Genomic DNA, 16,983 nt, shown 5'->3' on the forward strand with positions numbered 1-16,983 from the left:
CCTCTTCGTCTTCCGGCCCGGCCCCACGCCCAGTTCGGATAACAACCATCCTGACGGACATCCGCCGATTCGGCTACAGGTCAGCCGGTTCGAGGCGGCCGGAACGCCGGGAGATGTGCGGCCGCCGTGCGCGCGATGGTTAGAGTCGGTGCTCGTGCGCGCAGACTCCCGAGCGTTCCACCGCCTCCGCATCCTCGCCCTGGTATCCGGGTTACTCGGATTCCTGCTGGCGGTGATCACGCCGATCCTGCCGGTGAACCAGGACCGGCCGACACTGCATTGGCCACAAGGGGATACGGCCGACGTCGCGGCGCCGCTGGTGTCGTACGTGCCATCGAACCTGGACGTGAGCCTGCCGTGTCAGGTGCTGCGGGAACTGCCGACCGGCACGCTGTTCTCGACCGTGCCCGCGGCCTCGGGGCAGGCCGAGTCGAAGGGCCTGGTCGTCAAGGTCACCGACGAGCCCGGCAAGGGACGCGCGGTATCGGTGCTGGTGCGGCTGATTCCGCTGCTCAGTGCGCCGGTGGCGGAGATCCAGGACTGCGCGGCGATCACCGTGCACTCTGACGCCGCTGAAACCCGGGTCGAATTCGCCGGGGTGCACCGCCAGGACGGCACGCCCTTCGCCGGCCGGGTCGGCGGGGACACCCGGCCGCAGGTGGTGGGCCTGTTCACCGATCTGAAGCGGGATCAGCTCGGGAACGCCTCCGCCACCGTGGATATCGACGCGCGCTTCACCTCCAGCCCGACCTGGCTCAAGCGCATCGCGACGCTCGGGGCGGTGCTGTTCACCCTGCTCGCCCTCTACGCGCTGCACCTGCTGGACACTTCCGACGGCCGTAAGCCGCGCCGATTCCTGCCCGCGCACTGGTGGCGGGTGCGGCTCGCCGACATCGCGGTGCTGGGCACGCTGGTGGTGTGGCACATCATCGGCGCCAACACCTCCGATGACGGCTACATCCTGAATATGGCTCGGGCCTCGAAGGTTTCGGGCTACATGGCCAACTACTACCGCTGGTTCGGGGTGGCCGAGGCGCCCTTCGGCTGGCCGTACGAGGTGCTGGCCTGGATGACCCGGATCAGCGATTCCAGCCCGTGGATGCGCCTGCCCGCGCTGCTGGCCGGCATCGTGTGCTGGCTGGTCATCAGCCGGGAAGTGCTGCCGCGCCTGGGTTCACAGGTGCGACGCGACACCGTCGCCATCTGGACCGCGGGACTGGTGTTCCTGGCCGCCTGGATGCCCTACGACAACGGCCTGCGCCCGGAGCCGCTCATCGCCGCGGGCGCGCTGCTGACCTGGTGCTCCATCGAAAGGGCCGTTGCCACCGGGCGTTTGCTGCCCGCCGCCGTGGGCGTGCTGATCGCGGCCTTCTCGCTGGCCGCCGGGCCGACCGGGCTCATCTGCATCGCGGCGCTCATCGCGGGCGCGCGGCCGGTGCTCATGGTCGTCATCAAGCGCGCCAAGGGCCCGGGATCGTGGCTGCTGCGTTACGGCGCGCTGCTGACGCCCGGCGTGGCCGCCGGAACCCTGGTGCTGGTAGTGGTTTTCGGCGATCAGACCCTCGCCTCGGTCATGGAGGCGACCCGGGTGCGCAAGCTCATCGGCCCCAATGTGGCCTGGTTCGACGAGCGCACGCGCTGGGACGCGCTGCTGATGCTCTCCCCCGACGGCTCGCTGGCCCGCCGCTTCGGCATCCTGGCCATGCTGCTGTGCCTGGGCGTATGCGTGATGGTGATGCTGCGCAAGAACGGCCGCATCCCCGGGACCTCCCGCGGGCCCTCGGCGCGGATCCTGGGCATCATCTTCATGTCGCTGTTCCTGATGATGTTCACGCCCACCAAGTGGACCCACCACTTCGGCGTGTATGCCGGACTGGCCGGATCGGTGGCGGCGCTGGCCGCGGTCGCGGTGGGGCTCAACGGGATTCGCTCGCCGCGCAACCGCACGCTGTTCACCGCCGCGGTGTTCTTCCTGCTGGCCATGACCTTCACCGGACCCAACGGCTGGTGGTACGTGTCCAGCTACGGCGTGCCGTGGTTCGACAAGGCGCCGCTCATCGCCGGCAAGGGCTTCTCCACGCTGTTCCTGGGCCTGGCGGTGCTGTGCCTGCTCATCGCCGCCTACCAGCACTTCCGCGAGCCGTACACGCAGCCGAAACCGGCGCGCGGCTTCGACAGGTTCGCCAGCATGCCGCTCACCATCGCGGCGGCCGTGCTGGTGCTGTTCGAGGTGCTGTCGCTGGCCAAGGCTGCCGTCGGCCAGTACCCGGCCTACTCCATCGCGGAGTCGAATCTGCGTGCGCTGCAGGGTGCTTCGTGTGGGCTGGCCAACGAGGTGCTGGTGGAGACCGATACCGCCGATTCGCTGCTGCACCCGTGGACCGGATCCGACGCCGACGGTCTGTCCGCCGAGAGCACCGGATTCACGCCCAATGGCGTCGCCTCCGACCTCACCGCGGACGCGGAGGAGACCGTCACCGGCGGGGCCAACTCGGTCAACGAGAAGTCCGGCAACAAGACGTCCAAGACCACCGGCGCGGGCACCGGCGGCGGCAAGAGCGAAGAGGCCGGCATCAACGGCAGCTCCGTCGCCCTGCCCTTTGGCCTGGACCCGGCCAAGACTCCGGTCGAGGGCAGTTACACCGATGGCGAGCAGCAGGTTTCGAAGCTCACCACCCAGTGGTACAACGCGGAGAAGCTGACCACTCTCCGCAATGATCCCGCCTACAAGGTGCTGGTCGTGACGGCGGCGGGGCGCATCCGGTCCTTCAACAAGGACGGCGTCGAGACCTACGGGCAGGACCTGTTCGTCGAGTACGGCACCCGCGACGCCCAGGGCACGGTCACGAACACCGGGCGGATCCGGCCGATCGATATCGGCCCGAGCCCGTCCTGGCGCAACCTGCGCGTGCCGCTGGACCAGATTCCCGCGGGCGCCAATGCGATTCGCCTGGTGCTCAATGACGCCGACATCACCCCGCGCCAGTGGCTGGCCGTCACCCCGCCCCGGCTGCCCCGGCTGCAGACCCTGAATTCCCTTGTCGGCGACAGCGCTCCGGTGCTGGAGGACTGGCACGTCGGCCTCGCCTTCCCGTGCCAGCGCCCCTTCGATCACCACGACGGCGTCGCCGAGGTGCCCGAATGGCGCATTCTGCCGGACCGCGTCGGCCAGGACGCTTCCAATGCCTGGCAGGACGACATCGGCGGCGGCCCACTGGGCTGGACGGGATTGCTGCTCAGGTCCGAGACCCGGCCGTCGTACCTGGATCACGACTGGAGCCGGGACTGGGGCTCGCTCGAGAAGTTCACCCCCTATGTCCCGAATGCGAACTTCGCGCCGACCCTGGACGTCACCGTCCAGTCCCGCTCCGGCCTGGCCAAGGATTCGCCCATCAAGACGAAATGAGAGGTGACCACTGATTTCGTGAGGTGGGGGTAACTCGTCGGGTACGGCCAAAATCGGGTTGGCACCCAACCGCCGGCACGCGTGCAAAACTGGCAACGGCTCCCACGCCGTGCGCCAAGTCTCGGGGAGGCGGGGGGGCTACCATCAGCAACCGTGCCAGACGCCTCCGCTGTACTGACAAAGCCGAATCCCCCGGCGACCGCCCCCACGACACCGCGCGACTATCGCTTCGCGAAGCTCATAGCGATCGTCGCGGGCGTGCTCGGGGCGCTGTTCGCGCTGGCGACACCGTTCCTGCCGGTACAGCAGACCCAGGCGGAGGTGAGCTGGCCACAGGGCGGTTCGCTCGATCCGGTGCAGGCGGCACTGATGTCGCAGGTGCCCATCGACGCGAACGCCACCATCCCGTGTTCCGCGGTCCAGCAACTGGATCCGCGCGGCGGCATCCTGCTGGCAACGGCGCCGCCGCAGGGCAAGGGCGCGGACCTGGAGGCCCTGTTCGTCCGCGTCTCCGGTGAGAGCGTGGACGTGCTGGACCGGAACGCCGTGGTGGCCAGCGCCACCCGCACCGAGATGAGCCAGTGCTCGCAGCTGGTCATCACATCCGACAGCACCCAGACCTACGCCAGTTTCGAGGGCGTCACCCGCACCGTCGAGAAGCCCACCGCCGACGGCGGACGGGAACTGGTCACCGTGCCCGTGGAGGGCCGCCTGCTCGGCGATCTGCGCCCCCAGGTGGTGGGCGTGTTCACCGATATGAAAGGCGGCGTGCCGGCGGGCCTCTCGTTCCACATGACCGTGGACTCCCGGTTCTCCTCCTCGCCGACGGTCATCAAGCTGGTGGCCATCATCGCCGCGGTCCTGCTCACCCTGCTGGCCATGGGCGCGCTCGCGGTGCTGGATACCAGTGACGGCCGCGGGCACCGGCGCATCCTGCCGGCGCACTGGCTGAAGCCGACCTGGGCGGACGGCGGCATCATCGGCACCCTGCTGCTGTGGCACTTCGTGGGCGCCAACACCTCCGACGACGGCTACATCCTGACCATGGTGCGGGCGGCCCCGCACGCGGGCTACCTGGCCAACTACTTCCGCTGGTTCGGCGTGCCCGAGGCGCCGTTCGGCTGGTACTACTACGTCATCCAGGCCTTCGCCGAGGTCTCGACCGCCAGCCCGTGGGTGCGAATTCCCGCGCTGCTCTGCGGAATCCTGTGCTGGCTGGTGATCAGCCGCGAGGTGGTGCCGCGACTGGGCAACGCGGTGGCGAAGTCCCAGGTCGCGCTGTGGACCGGCGGCCTGGTGTTCCTGGCCTTCTGGCTGCCCTACGACAACGGCCTGCGCTCGGAGCCGATCGTGGCCCTCGGCGCGCTGCTGACCTGGGTGTCCATCGAGCGGGCCATCGCCACCTCGCGCCTGCTGCCCGCCGCGGTCGCGGTGCTGGTGGCGGCGTTCACGCTGGCGGCGGCGCCGACCGGTCTGATGTGTGTGGCGGCGCTGCTCGCGGGCATCCGGCCGCTGGTGCGGATCGTGGTGCGGCGGCGCAAGCAGTTCGGCGATCTGGCCCTGCTCGCCCCCATCTCGGCGGCCGGATTCCTGGTGCTGGTGGCGGTTTTCGCCGATCAGACCTTCGCCGGAATCATGGAGGCGAACCGGGTGCGGCAGGTGACCGGGCCGAATCTGGCCTGGTACGAGGACTATCTGCGCTACTACTACCTGTTCGTCGAGACCGTGGACGGCTCGCTGGCGCGGCGCTTCGCGTTCCTGCTCATGATCCTGTGCCTGATCACCACCATGCTGGTGCTGCTGCGCCGGCGGCAGGTGCCGGGCATCGCGAGCGCGCCGACCTGGCGGCTCATGGGCGTGGTCTTCGGAACCATCTTCTTCATGATGTTCAACCCGACCAAGTGGACCCACCACTTCGGTTCGTACGCGGGCATCGCGGGTTCGCTGGCGGCGGTGACGGCGGTCGCCGTGTCCGCCACCGCACTTCGCTCCCGGAAGAACCGGTCGGTGTTCCTGGCCGGGCTGCTGTTCACCCTCGCCGTCGCCTTCTCCGGCATCAACGGTTACTGGTACGTCTCCAGCTACGGCGTGCCGTGGTTCGACAAGACCGTCTCCCTGCACGGCTTCCAGTCCAACACCCTGATGCTGGTGCTGTTCGGGCTGGCGCTGGCCGTGGTGGCCTGGCAGTCGCTGCGCGAGGGCTACGCCAAGCCGATGGCGAACGGGAAGACCAAGCGCGGCCGGCGGATCCGCAAGTTCGCCGCCATCCCGCTCACCGTGGTCGCCGCGCTCATGGTGCTGTTCGAGGTGGTGTCGCTGCTCAAGGGCGCGGTGCAGCAGTACCCGGCGTACTCGCTGGCGCGCTCTAACATCGACGCCGTCACCGGCAACACCTGCGGGCTCGCCAATGACGTGCTGGTCGAGGGAAATGTCAACAGCGGCAACCTGACCCCCATCGCCGATCCGGCCCACCCGCCGCAGAACGGCGACCCGCTGGCCGGTGAGAGCCCGGTCGGCTTCTCCCCCAACGGCGTCGCCGACAAGCTGGACGCCGACAGCGTCGAGGTGAAGCCGGGCACCGGCAACACCTCCACCCAGACCGTCGGCCCGGCCTTCGAGAAGGGTCAGAACGCGGGCACCGGCGGCGGCAAGGGCGCGCAGGGCGTGAACGGCTCCACCGTGGCCCTGCCCTTCGGCCTGGACCCGGCCACCACCCCGGTCATGGGCAGCTACCAGGACGGCGTGCAGCAGCCCGCCGAGCTCACCTCCAGCTGGTATCAGCTACCGCCGCGCTCGGACGACTCACCGCTGATCGTGATTTCGGCGGCCGGCCGCGTGATGTCGTTCGACGACACCGGCAATATGACCTACGGCCAGGACATCTTCCTGGAGTACGGCCACCACAACCCGGACGGCACCGTCACCTTCCTCGACAAGTACCGCCCGCTCGACGTCGGCCCGGCCCCGTCCTGGCGCAACCTGCGCATTCCGCGCTCGGCGCTGCCCGACAATGCCGACGCGGTCCGCATCTACGCCCGCGACCCGATCCTGATCGGCGACCAGTGGCTGGCCTTCACCCCGCCGCGGGTGCCGAAGCTGGTGTCGCTCAACAGCTATCTGGGCTCCACCCAGCCCATCCTGCTGGACTGGGCCGTGGGCCTGCAGTTCCCGTGCCAGCACCCGTTCGATCACCGCAACGGTGTGGTGGACGCGGCGCCCAAGTACCGCATCCTGCCCGACCGGCCGCTGGCCATCAGCTCCACCAATACCTGGCAGGCCGAGGAATTCGGCGGTCCGCTGGGCTGGGCGGAGATGCTGTCGGCCTCCAAGACGGTGCCGACCTATCTGAAGGACAACTACGCCCGCGACTGGGGCTCCCTGGAGCAGTACGAGCCGTTCTATCCGGATCCGTCCGACCCGGCCAAGGCCAAGTTCTCCAAGCCCGCGCAGGTCGACACCCACGTGGTGACCCGCTCCGGGTTCTGGTCACCGGGGAAGATGCGCGTCTTCTGACCCGGGACACGTGATGATAGGTGGCCGCCCGCGACGTCGCGGGCGGCCACTGCTCTTCCGGGTCCTATCGAATTCCAGTTGCTATTTCTTGACGTCCACGTGTGCCACCCACTCGTAGACGGGCAGACTCCCCTCCGGAGTGTCCTGCCAGCGTGACGTCACTTTGTAGCGCTCGTACCCGTTCCCGAACGCCACTCGCAGCTCGACGCCCGGTGGCGTGATCGGGACGATCCGCGTTTCGAGGCCATCCGGCCCGCCTTCGAGTAGCGCCAAGGGTGAGGTACTCATAGCTGAAGGCTCTCACATCTGTACGGGTCACCCGATAGATTCAGCGCAATCGGCGAGCCGCCTGAACAAGCCGCCCGTGAGCGGGGCGAGGCCGGTTTCAAACGGTGCGAATCGGTGTCAGACGAGGCCGAACTGGCTCAGCAGGCCGCTCAGCAGGCCGCCGATGATCGGAATCTTCGAGGCGCTGCCGGTGCCCATGCCGCCCACCGGAACCGCGGTCACGCTGACGCCGATGGTCTGGGCGTTGTTGCTGGTGCTGCTGCCGTCGTCACTCGCGATGAGCGTGTACGTACCCGCCGTCGTCGGGGTCCACTGGTAGGTCGCGTGACCGCTGGAATCCACCGGAGAGGCGCCCATGTACGCGGCTGCGCCGCCGGACGGGCTTGCGATCCAGAAGCCCACCTGGCTGCCCGCGTTCGCGCCGCCGACCGACGCCGTCAGGGTGTAGGTGGTATTGATGTGCGCCAGCCCGGTCCCGGCCGACAGCCCGGTGACCTGTGCGGAGGCGGCCGGTGCGGCGGACAGGACCGCCAGGGCGGTCGCGGCGGTGGCCGCGCCGCCGATGATCGTGTGCCGAATTCGAAGGGTAGCCATTACTGCTTCGCTCCCAAGCTCTCATTTTCGAAATTGAAATGAGATGTTTTCACACACGAGGGCGGGTCGCAATGGCCGGCGCCGAATTCCGCAATGGCGCGCACCGAAACAGGCGCGGCTACAACGGCAGTAGATGGTGCTTGCGGGGATTCTCCGGAGTCTTCTTGTCGCGCAACAGGTGCAGGGCGCGCCGAATTTCCAGGCGGGTGGTGGCGGGCTCGATGACCGCGTCGATATAGCCGCGTTCGGCCGCCACCCACGGCGTCGCGACGGTGGCGTTGTAGAACTCGATCATCTGCTTGCGCATGGCCGCGCGCTCCGGCTCCGGAGCCGCCGCCAGGGTCTTGGCGCCGATGAGCGACACCGCGCTCTCCGCACCCATGACCGCGATCCGGGCGGTGGGCCAGGCCAGATTCACGTCCGCGCCCAGCTGTTTGGACCCCATGACGGCATAGCCGCCGCCGTAGGACTTGCGGATGACCACGGTGACCTTCGGGACCGTGGCCTCCACGAAGGAGAAGATGAACCGGCCGCCGCGCTTGATGACGCCGATCTTCTCCTGCTCCACTCCGGGCAGGAAGCCCGGGGTGTCGACGACGAAGACCAGCGGGATCTCGAAGGCGTCGCAGAGCCGCACGAAATGGGCGGCCTTGTCCGAAGCGCGGGCATCGAGCGCACCGGCGTAGACCAGGGGCTGATTGGCCACCACGCCGACCGTGCGGCCGTCCACGCGGCTGAAGCCGCAGATCACGTTCTTGCCCGCGGCCTCACCGAATTCGTGGAACGCGCCGTCGTCGAAGATCCGGAGCAGGATCTCGTGCATGTCGTAGCCGGCATTGTCGGCGTCGGGGACGATGCCGTTGAGTTCCAGGTCGGTGTCGGTGATCTCCGGTTCCAGCCCGGGATTCACCACCGGCGGCAGCTCCATGCAGCTCGACGGCAGATAGCCGAGGTACTCGCGGACCCACTCGAAGGCAGCGGCCTCGTCCGGGGCGACGTGGTGGATATTGCCGTACTGGGCTTGGGATTTCGCGCCGCCGAGCTCCTCGAGGCTGACATCCTCACCGGTCACCTCGCGAATCACCTTGGGCCCGGTGACGAACATGTAGGCCGCTTCGGTGGCCACCACCACGTCGGTATTGATGGGCGCGTAGACCGCGCCGCCCGCGCAGCTGCCCAGGATCATGGAGATCTGAGGCACCAAGCCGGACAACGGTTCCTGACGCCGGCCCAGCTCGGCGTACCAGGCCAGCGAGGTCACCGCCTCCTGCACGCGGGCGCCGCCGGAGTCGTTGATGCCGACCACCGGGCAGCCCATCTTGGCCGCGAATTCCAGGATGCCCGCAACCTTGCGGCCGAACATCTCGCCGACCGAACCGCCATAGACGGTCTGGTCGTGCGAGAAGACGGCCACCGGGCGGCCCTCCACCAGGCCGTGGCCGGTGACCACGCCATCCCCGAAGAGGGCGGCCTTGTCGCCCGGATTGCGCACCAGCGCACCGACTTCCACGAAAGTCCCGGGATCCAGCAGCATCTCGATGCGGTCGCGGGCCGAGGGAATTCCCTTCCTGGCCCGCTTGGCGATTCCCGCTTCTCCCGCCGGCTCCCTCGCGATGTCGAGCTTGTGTCTAAGGTCGGCGAGTTTGTCGGCGGTGGTGCTCACTGGACACTCCTCTCGGCAAAAACCTACTTTCCCAGAACTCGTGTCGTCGTGGTGCTATTTCGTTGTGGTGTCGATCTCCGACAATTTCTTGGTGAGATCGGCGCCGATGGTGGCGATCCGGGGCTCGTCGATGATCTGGATGTGATCGCCCGGAATGTGGATGATCTCCAGATTCGGAATGTGTTCCTGCCAGCCGCCGTTCGGCCGCCGGTCCGCGAAACGCGGTTCCAGCTCGATCATTCCGTCGTGGTAGCGATCGGCGAGGTAGAGGGCGACGGCGCCGTCGTACTTCGACGGCTCGATCTTCTGCAGCTCCTTGCTGTCGATCCACGAGGTGCGCTGATGCTCGATCACGCCGCCCGGGATGTCGACCCCGGCGAACTTCAGCAGCTCCATGATGATGTCGATCTGCTCCGCGTCGGACGCCGCGGCCAGCTCCTCGAGCTGCTCCTGATCGAGTTCCCCATTGAAGCCGTAGGTCTTCTGCGCGAACGCCTGGTAGCGGCGGATCCGCTCCACCCGCTCCTCGGGGGCGTCACTGAATGGCTCGACCGGAATGGCCAGGTCGATCAGGCCGACGTGCCGGACGTCCGCACCTTCGGCGCGCATGATCTCGCCGACCTTCAACGCGAACACCGCGCCCAGCGACCAGCCGTAGAAAATGTACGGGCCCTCCGGCTGCCGCTTGCGAATTTCCGAAATGTACTGGTGCGCACGCTCTTCGATGGTGCCCTCGACCCGTTCCAGGCCGTACATCGGAGTCCCGGCCGGGAGCCGGTTCAGCAGCGGCTCGTACACCAGGGTGTTGCCGCCCGAAGCGTGGAACACGAAGACCGGCACCGCATTCGAACCGGCCTCCGGCGCGCGCAGCGTGCGCACGAAGCCCTCAAGATCGGAGCTCTTGCCCTGATAGCGGACAACGACCTCGGACAGCTGCTCGATGGTCTTGCAGGCCCGCACCTCGGCCGGATCGACCTCGGCCTTGACCCGCTCCGACAGCCGGGCCACCAGCTTCTCCAGCGTGGTGTCGTCGATCTCGGGCAGCGGGTTGAAGATGCCGCCCGCCGTCTTGCCGGTCACCAGCGCCCAGGTGGCGAAGGCGAGTCGCTCCTCGCCATTGCGCGGGGGCACATTGTCGGCGTCGGTCTCGGCGATCGGCGCGGCGGACTCGTGCTCCGCGACGATCTCCTCGGCCTCGGCCACCACATCGGTGGTCTCGGTCGTGGGCAGCAGCGCGGCCGGGTCCTCGCCGGCGGCCATGGCAGCCCGCGCGGCGGAGATGAAGTCGGCGTCGACGGTGATCTCCTCACCGGCGGCCTGCCGCGCGGCGATGTCATCGAGCTGATCGCGGTGCTCGATCGCGTACCGCAGCACCTTGCCGACCTCGAGCAGGCTGGCATCGCGCACGGCCTGGATCTGCAGCTGCGGAATGTCGAACTCGTATTCCACGCGGTTCTTGATGCGCATGGCCATCAGCGAATCCAGACCCAGCTCCATCAGCGGGATCTCCATCGGGAGATCCTCGACCGCGTAGCCCATGGACTCGGCCACGATGATGGCCAGGCGCTGCTCGATGGTCTGCGTGCCCTTGGGATCCCAGCGCTCGCCGGGGGCCGCCTCGACTACTTCGGCAGCGGGAGCCGCCTGGACGGCCGCGACCGGCTGTGCCACAGCCGATTCCGGCAGCGGTGCGGCCAGGGGTCCGTGGGTGGGGAGAGACGCAGTGACGACGGCGTCGAAGAGCGGGCGGAAGGCATTGCCCTCCTTGGCGTGGACCGACACCGACGCGCCGCCCGGGTGGGGGGTGAGCGTGGTGGTCAGCGTGCCGGTGGCAGGGACCGCGCCGTGCGCGATGGACGCGCCGACGGTGACATCCGAGAGCACCTGCGCGGCAGCGGCATTCACCAGTGCGGCCAGGTCGGTGACGGCCGGGGCCTGCACCTCCCAGACGTGGCGGCCGTCCGGCAGCGCGACGTGCGCGCCCGGAACACGAGCATTGCCCGCGCCGCCGCCGAAACCGCCGGTCACCTTGGGCCAGTACTGCTTGCGCAGGAACGCGGTGCGCGGCGCGGCGGCGTAGTCACCGGCGGGCAGCAACGAGGGCAGGTCCACCTTGTGGCCGTGCACGTACAGCTGCGCCAGCGCGGAGATGACGCCCGCGGCCTCGTCCTCCTTGCGCTTGAGGGTCGGGATGAGTGCCGCATTGTGCACGCCCGCCGCGAAGGTGGTGCCCAGGACCTGCATGAGCGCAACGGAATTCGGCGCGAGTTCCAGGAAGGTGGTGATACCGGTGTCGACGGCCTGCCGGATGGCGTTGGTGAAGTACACCGAGCCGCGCATGTTCATGACCCAGTAGTCCACGTCCTGCACGGGCGCGTGCCCGGCGCGGTAGACGGTGTCCTTGTGGACGGTCGAGTAGAGGTCACGCTTGAGCTTGGTGGGCTCGATGCCGGCCAGCTCGGCGGCGAGTTCACCCAGCAGCATGTCCATCTGCGAGGTGTGGCCCGCGCCGCGGGTCTGCAGCACACGGGCGAACTTGCCCTCGGCCTCGGCGCGCGCCACGATCGCGTGCACCTGGTCCGGCATGCCGCCGATCACCGTGTTGTTGGGCGCGGCGTATACCGCGACCTCGATCTCGGGGAACTCGGTCTCGACGAGCTTGGTGATCTCCTCGGCGGAGTACTCCAGCAGCGCCATATTGCGGACCTGGTCGTCGGTGAGCATGGCCTCGCCCTCGGCCATCAGCCGCGAGCGCGCGCAGATCACCCGGACCGCGTCCTCGAGCGGCAGACCGCCCGAAATGTACGCTCCCGCAACCTCACCCTGGGAGTGGCCGACCACGCCCTCGGGCTCGGCGCCGTGCGCGCGCAGGATCGAGGCCAGACCCACCTGGATGGTGAAGGTACCGACCTGGCCGGTGCCGATGTCCCAGTCCATGGAGTCGTCGAGGATCATCTCCTTGACCGAGTACCCGGCCTCGTCCATGACCAGCTCGTCGACCTGATCGACAGCGTTACGGAAGATCGAGTTCTCGGTGTAGAGCTGCTTGCCCATCTTGCGGTGCTGCGCACCGAAACCGGCCATCACCCACAGCGCGCCCTTGGCGGCGGGGGAATCGGCGGTCCAGACGCCAGTGCCCGGCTTGCCCTCGGCGATGGCCCGCAGGCCCGCGATGGCCTCGTCATGGGTCTTGGCCACGACCACGCCGCGCGAGCGGCCGTGGTTGCGCTTGGCCAGGGTCCGGGCCACATCCGCCAGCGGAGTCGCCTGTCCCGCTTCGGATTCCAGCCAGTCGGCCAGATCCTTGGCGGCGCGCTTGCGCCGCGACGGCAGGTAACCCGACACCGGGAGGATCAGCGGCATCGGCTCTTCGCGATTGCCCCACTCCGGCTCCGGCGCAACGGTTTCGGTAATGGCCTCGGCCGCGGCGATCACGTCGGTGGTCTCGTTGTCGAGGCCGCTGGTCTCGGAAGCCTCCGCTGCGGCGAGGGCCGGCACGTACTCCTGGATGACCACGTGCGCATTGGTGCCACCGAAGCCGAAGCCGGAGACGCCGATGGTGGCCTTGCCGCTGTAGCGCGGGAATTCGGTGGGCTGGTCGGTGACCTTCAGGTGCGCCTGGTCGAACGGAATGAAGGGGCTGGGACCCGCGTAGTTGAGGTGCGGCGGAATGACGTTGTGCTGCAACGCCATGATGACCTTCGCGAGAGCCGCGGCGCCGGCCGCGGCCTCCAGGTGACCGAAATTGGTCTTGGCCGAACCCAGCAGGGCGGGCTTGTCGGCCTCTCGGCCCCGGCCGATGACGCGGCCGAGCGCATCCGCCTCGATCGGGTCGCCGATGGGGGTGCCGGTGCCGTGCGCCTCGATGTAGTCGACCTGGGACGGCGGGATTCCGGCATCCCGGTAGGCGCTGCGCAGTACATCGGCCTGCGCGTCCGGGTTCGGGGCCAGCAGGCCGTTGGACCGGCCGTCGCTGTTGACCGCGGAGCCCTTGACGACCGCGTAGATGGTGTCGCCGTCGCGCTCGGCGTCGGCCAGCCGCTTGAGCACGACCAGACCGCCGCCCTCGGAGCGGACCATGCCGTCGGCGTCCGACGAGAACGCCTTGATGTGACCGTCCTTCGACACGCCGCCATTGGCATCGAAGGCCAGCGTCGCGGCCGGGGACAGCAGCACGTTCGTGCCACCGGCCAGCGCCAGATCGGCCTCACCGTTGCGCAGCGCCCGAACGGCCTGGTGCACCGCTACCAGCGAGGACGAGCACGCGGTGTCGACGGCCACCGACGGGCCGCGGAAATCGTAGAAGTACGAGACCCGGTTGGGGATGATGGCCGAGACGCTGCCCATGATGCCGTAGCCCTCGGCCGAGAGCGGCGTGCCCGGATCGGTGTTCCCGACCGCCATGCCCGCGAGGAGCATGAACTCGGTGCTGGTCGAACCGATGAAGACGCCGACCTGCTGACCCTTGAGGGTATTGGCGGGAATCCTGGCGTGCTCCAATGCCTCCCAGGTCAACTCCAGCGCCCACCGCTGCTGCGGGTCCATGCGCTCCACCTCGACCGGCGAGTGGGCGAAGAACTCGGCATCGAAGCTCTTGAGGACGTCCTGGTCGAGGTAGCCGCCCTTGGTGTTGGACTTGGCGATCTGCTCTACCAAGCGCGGATCGTCGAGGAACTCCGACCAGCGGCCCTCGGGTAGGTCGCGAATCGCGTCACCGCGATTGATCAGGAAGTCCCAGGTGGATTCAGGCGTATCGCCCGCACCGGGCAGGCGGGTGGACAGCCCGACGATGGCGACATCGTGCGCCTGGCCCGGCTGGAAACCCTGCGTATAGAACGAGTCGTCAGCCACGTCGGCCGGAAGGTCGGGCTCCCCATTGATGATTCGCTCGGCCAGCGAGGCGATGGTCGGGTGCTGGTAGACGATGGTCGCGTTCAGCACGACCCCCGTCAGCTCCTCGATATCGCCACCGAGCGCGAGGGCATCCCGCGAGGCCAGGCCGAACTCCTCCATCGGCCGGTCCACGGTGATGTTCTCGATCGGCTGCCCGGTCGCGTCGGCGACCCAGCGGCACAGCCATTCCCGCAGGTCGGCCACCGACATGTCGGCCACAGCAGGTTTCTGCGTGGCCGCACCTTCGGCCGCCGGTGCGTTCTCGGTCGTCTGGGTGGGGTCCGTGCCCTCGTTCTCAGCCATCAGTTCCTCAAGCTACCTGTCTGCTCACGGTGCGCGGCGTTGTTATCGAGACTCTCGCCGTTCCCTGCCCGAACGGCTCTGTCTTCGCGTGCCGGAACGGCACTGCCTTTCATGCATGAATGGCGCGAACCGAACGGGCTCGCGCCATCCAACTTCGAGACGGTCGTCTCACTCCTCGTCTGGTGCATCGGGGAAGGCCTGCTGCGTGTAACCACCACGCAGCGTGCCGCCGATGTACTCCGCCTTGCAGGCACGACGGGCGATCTTGCCGCTGGAGGTACGCGGGATCGAACCGGCCGGAACGAGGAGGATGTCACGCGCGGTGACACCGTGCCGGGACGAGATGGCCGCGCGGACCGCATCCGCGATGGGCCCCGGGTCGGCCTTGCCCGCGCCCGGGCCGCGCTCGGCCACGATGACCAGCTGCTCGCTGGCGTCGTCGGCGTCGTACTTCAGGCCCGAATGGCTGTCCTGCGCAAAGACTTCGGCGGGCAGCTGGTTGGCGGGCACCGCGAAGGCGGCGACGAAACCGGGACGCAGCATGGTCGAGGCCTCCTGGGCGGAGTACTCGAGATCCTGCGGGTAGTGGTTGCGGCCGTCCACGATGACCAGGTCCTTGACGCGGCCGGTGATGTAGAGCTCGCCGTCCACGTAGACGCCGTAGTCACCGGTGCGCAGCCAGATGCCGTCGGCCGGCACGCCCTCCGCGTGGCTGCCCTCGGACAGTCGATGCGCGAGCTGGTTACGGAAGGTCTTCTGGGTCTCCTCGGCGCGGCCCCAGTAACCGATGCCGATGTTGTTGCCGTGCAGCCAGATCTCGCCGACCTGCCCGTCGGGCAGCTCACGCGCGCCCTCGGGCGAGTCGATGGAGTCGCCGTCCACGATGGTCGCCCACTGCGACAGCGCGATGTAACCGCAGGACACCTGGGCGATGGAGTTCTCCGCGCCCTGCTCGACCTTCTTCACGCGACCGGCATTGAGCTCCAGCCGGTCCACATAGATGACCTTGGCCTCGTCCTCGTGCCGGGTGGCCGATACGAACAGGGTGGCCTCGGCCATGCCGTAGCACGGCTTGATGGCGGTCTTGGGCAGGCCGTACGGGGCGAACGCCTCGTTGAACTTCTTCATCGAGGTGGTGGTCACCGGCTCGGAGCCGTTGATCAGGCCGAGCACGTTCGACAGGTCCAGCGACTCGCCCGGCTTGGGCAGGCCGCGCACGGCGGCGTGCTCGAAGGCGAAGTTCGGTGCGGCGGCGAAGGTTCCGGCGCCGTCGGACACCGCGGCCAGCTCGTTGATCCAGCGCGAGGGCCGGCGCACGAACGAGGCCGGGGACATGATGGTGATGTACTTGCCGCCCACGGCGGGCAGGATCACCGTCAGCAGACCCATGTCGTGGTACAGCGGCAGCCAGGTCACGCCGCGCGAATTCTCGTTCAGATCAAGCGCGTTCACCATCTGCAGCACATTGGTGCCGACACCGCGGTGGGTGATCTCGACACCGGCGGGCACCCGGGTGGAGCCGGAGGTGTACTGCAGGTAGGCGATGTCGTCGACCACGATGTCGGGGCGGATCCAGGACTCCCCGACGCTGTCGGGAATCGCGTCGACGGCGATGATGCGCGGGCGCTGGGCCGCGGGCAGCGACCGGAAGAACTGGCGGACACCGGCGGCGGAGGAGCTCGCCGTCAGGATCGCGGAGGGCGTGCAGTCACCGAGGACCGCGTGCAGGCGATCGGTGTGGCCCGGCTCGTCCGGATCGAACAGCGGCACGGAGATGGTGCCCGCGTAGATGGCGGCGAAGAAGGAGATGACGTAATCCAGGCCCTGCGGAGCCAGGATCGCGACCCGATCGCCCCGCTTGGTCACCTGCTGCAGTCGGGCGGCCACCGCGCGCAGCCGCGTACCGAACTGACTCCAAGTGAGGTCCTGGTACTCACCGTCGCGCTCGCGTGAGTAATCGATGTAGCGGTAGGCCAAGTCATTGGCGTCGTTACCGTGAGTGTGCTTCTCGACGTAGTCGACGAGGGTGCGTCCCTCGGGAATCGTGATGTTCCCCGTTTCGTCGAGGTAATCGTCGAAAGTCTCGTCCATTCCTTCTTCTCCTCCGAGGCACACGCGGCATGAGACGGCATGCATTGCCGCTGTTACCTGTGAGGCCCCGACTCTCTTCGCCCGCGGGAGCTCCATACGAGAGCCAACCTGCAGAATTGTGTTGCGGTCTGCGCGGTGACCGTCTATTGGCTAGATGTTCTCAAACCAGGGACATGTTACAGAGCAGCTGCCCGGCCATGCTTCGGAGCGGCCGAACATCTCCCAGCTCACA

General features: G+C 68.1%; 7 protein-coding genes. 2 read left to right on the forward strand and 5 right to left on the reverse strand.

The window, feature by feature from the left end; all coding sequences use genetic code 11:
* Positions 1–154: 154 nt before the first annotated feature.
* Together ACFXKA_RS31090 and ACFXKA_RS31095 are read left to right on the forward strand one after the other, a co-directional pair.
* On the forward strand, positions 155–3,406 hold the full coding sequence (locus tag ACFXKA_RS31090) for an arabinosyltransferase domain-containing protein (RefSeq protein WP_379430007.1): 3,252 nt from the start codon (positions 155–157) through the stop codon (positions 3,404–3,406).
* A 153-nt stretch (positions 3,407–3,559) separates the two neighbouring features.
* Positions 3,560–6,919, forward strand: coding sequence for an arabinosyltransferase domain-containing protein (locus tag ACFXKA_RS31095; protein ID WP_379430008.1), 3,360 nt, complete (start codon positions 3,560–3,562; stop codon positions 6,917–6,919).
* Positions 6,920–7,000: 81 nt separating this feature from the next.
* Here the strand turns inward: ACFXKA_RS31095 and ACFXKA_RS31100 are convergent, their stop codons facing one another.
* The 5 genes from ACFXKA_RS31100 to fadD32 all read right to left on the reverse strand — a co-directional run bounded on the left by ACFXKA_RS31100 (position 7,001) and on the right by fadD32 (position 16,751).
* Positions 7,001–7,207: a DUF5988 family protein gene (locus ACFXKA_RS31100; RefSeq protein ID WP_379430009.1), complete on the reverse strand. Its 207-nt coding sequence runs from the start codon at positions 7,205–7,207 to the stop codon at positions 7,001–7,003.
* A gap of 117 nt (positions 7,208–7,324) precedes the next feature.
* Positions 7,325–7,801, reverse strand: coding sequence for a hypothetical protein (locus ACFXKA_RS31105; RefSeq protein ID WP_379430010.1), 477 nt, complete (start codon positions 7,799–7,801; stop codon positions 7,325–7,327).
* Positions 7,802–7,919: 118 nt separating this feature from the next.
* A complete protein-coding gene (locus tag ACFXKA_RS31110) occupies positions 7,920–9,464 on the reverse strand; it encodes an acyl-CoA carboxylase subunit beta (RefSeq protein WP_379430011.1) in 1,545 nt (514 codons plus the stop codon).
* Between the two features lie 54 nt (positions 9,465–9,518).
* Positions 9,519–14,660 (reverse strand): polyketide synthase Pks13, encoded by a 5,142-nt coding sequence (gene pks13, locus ACFXKA_RS31115; RefSeq protein WP_379430012.1) that lies wholly within the window; start codon positions 14,658–14,660, stop codon positions 9,519–9,521.
* Positions 14,661–14,828: 168 nt separating this feature from the next.
* Entirely contained in the window at positions 14,829–16,751 is a 1,923-nt protein-coding gene (fadD32, locus tag ACFXKA_RS31120) for a long-chain-fatty-acid--AMP ligase FadD32 (RefSeq protein WP_379430013.1), read from the reverse strand.
* Positions 16,752–16,983 lie beyond the last annotated feature (232 nt).

The organism is Nocardia sp. NPDC059228, from assembly GCF_042754245.1.
Classification (GTDB): Bacteria; Actinomycetota; Actinomycetes; order Mycobacteriales; family Mycobacteriaceae; genus Nocardia.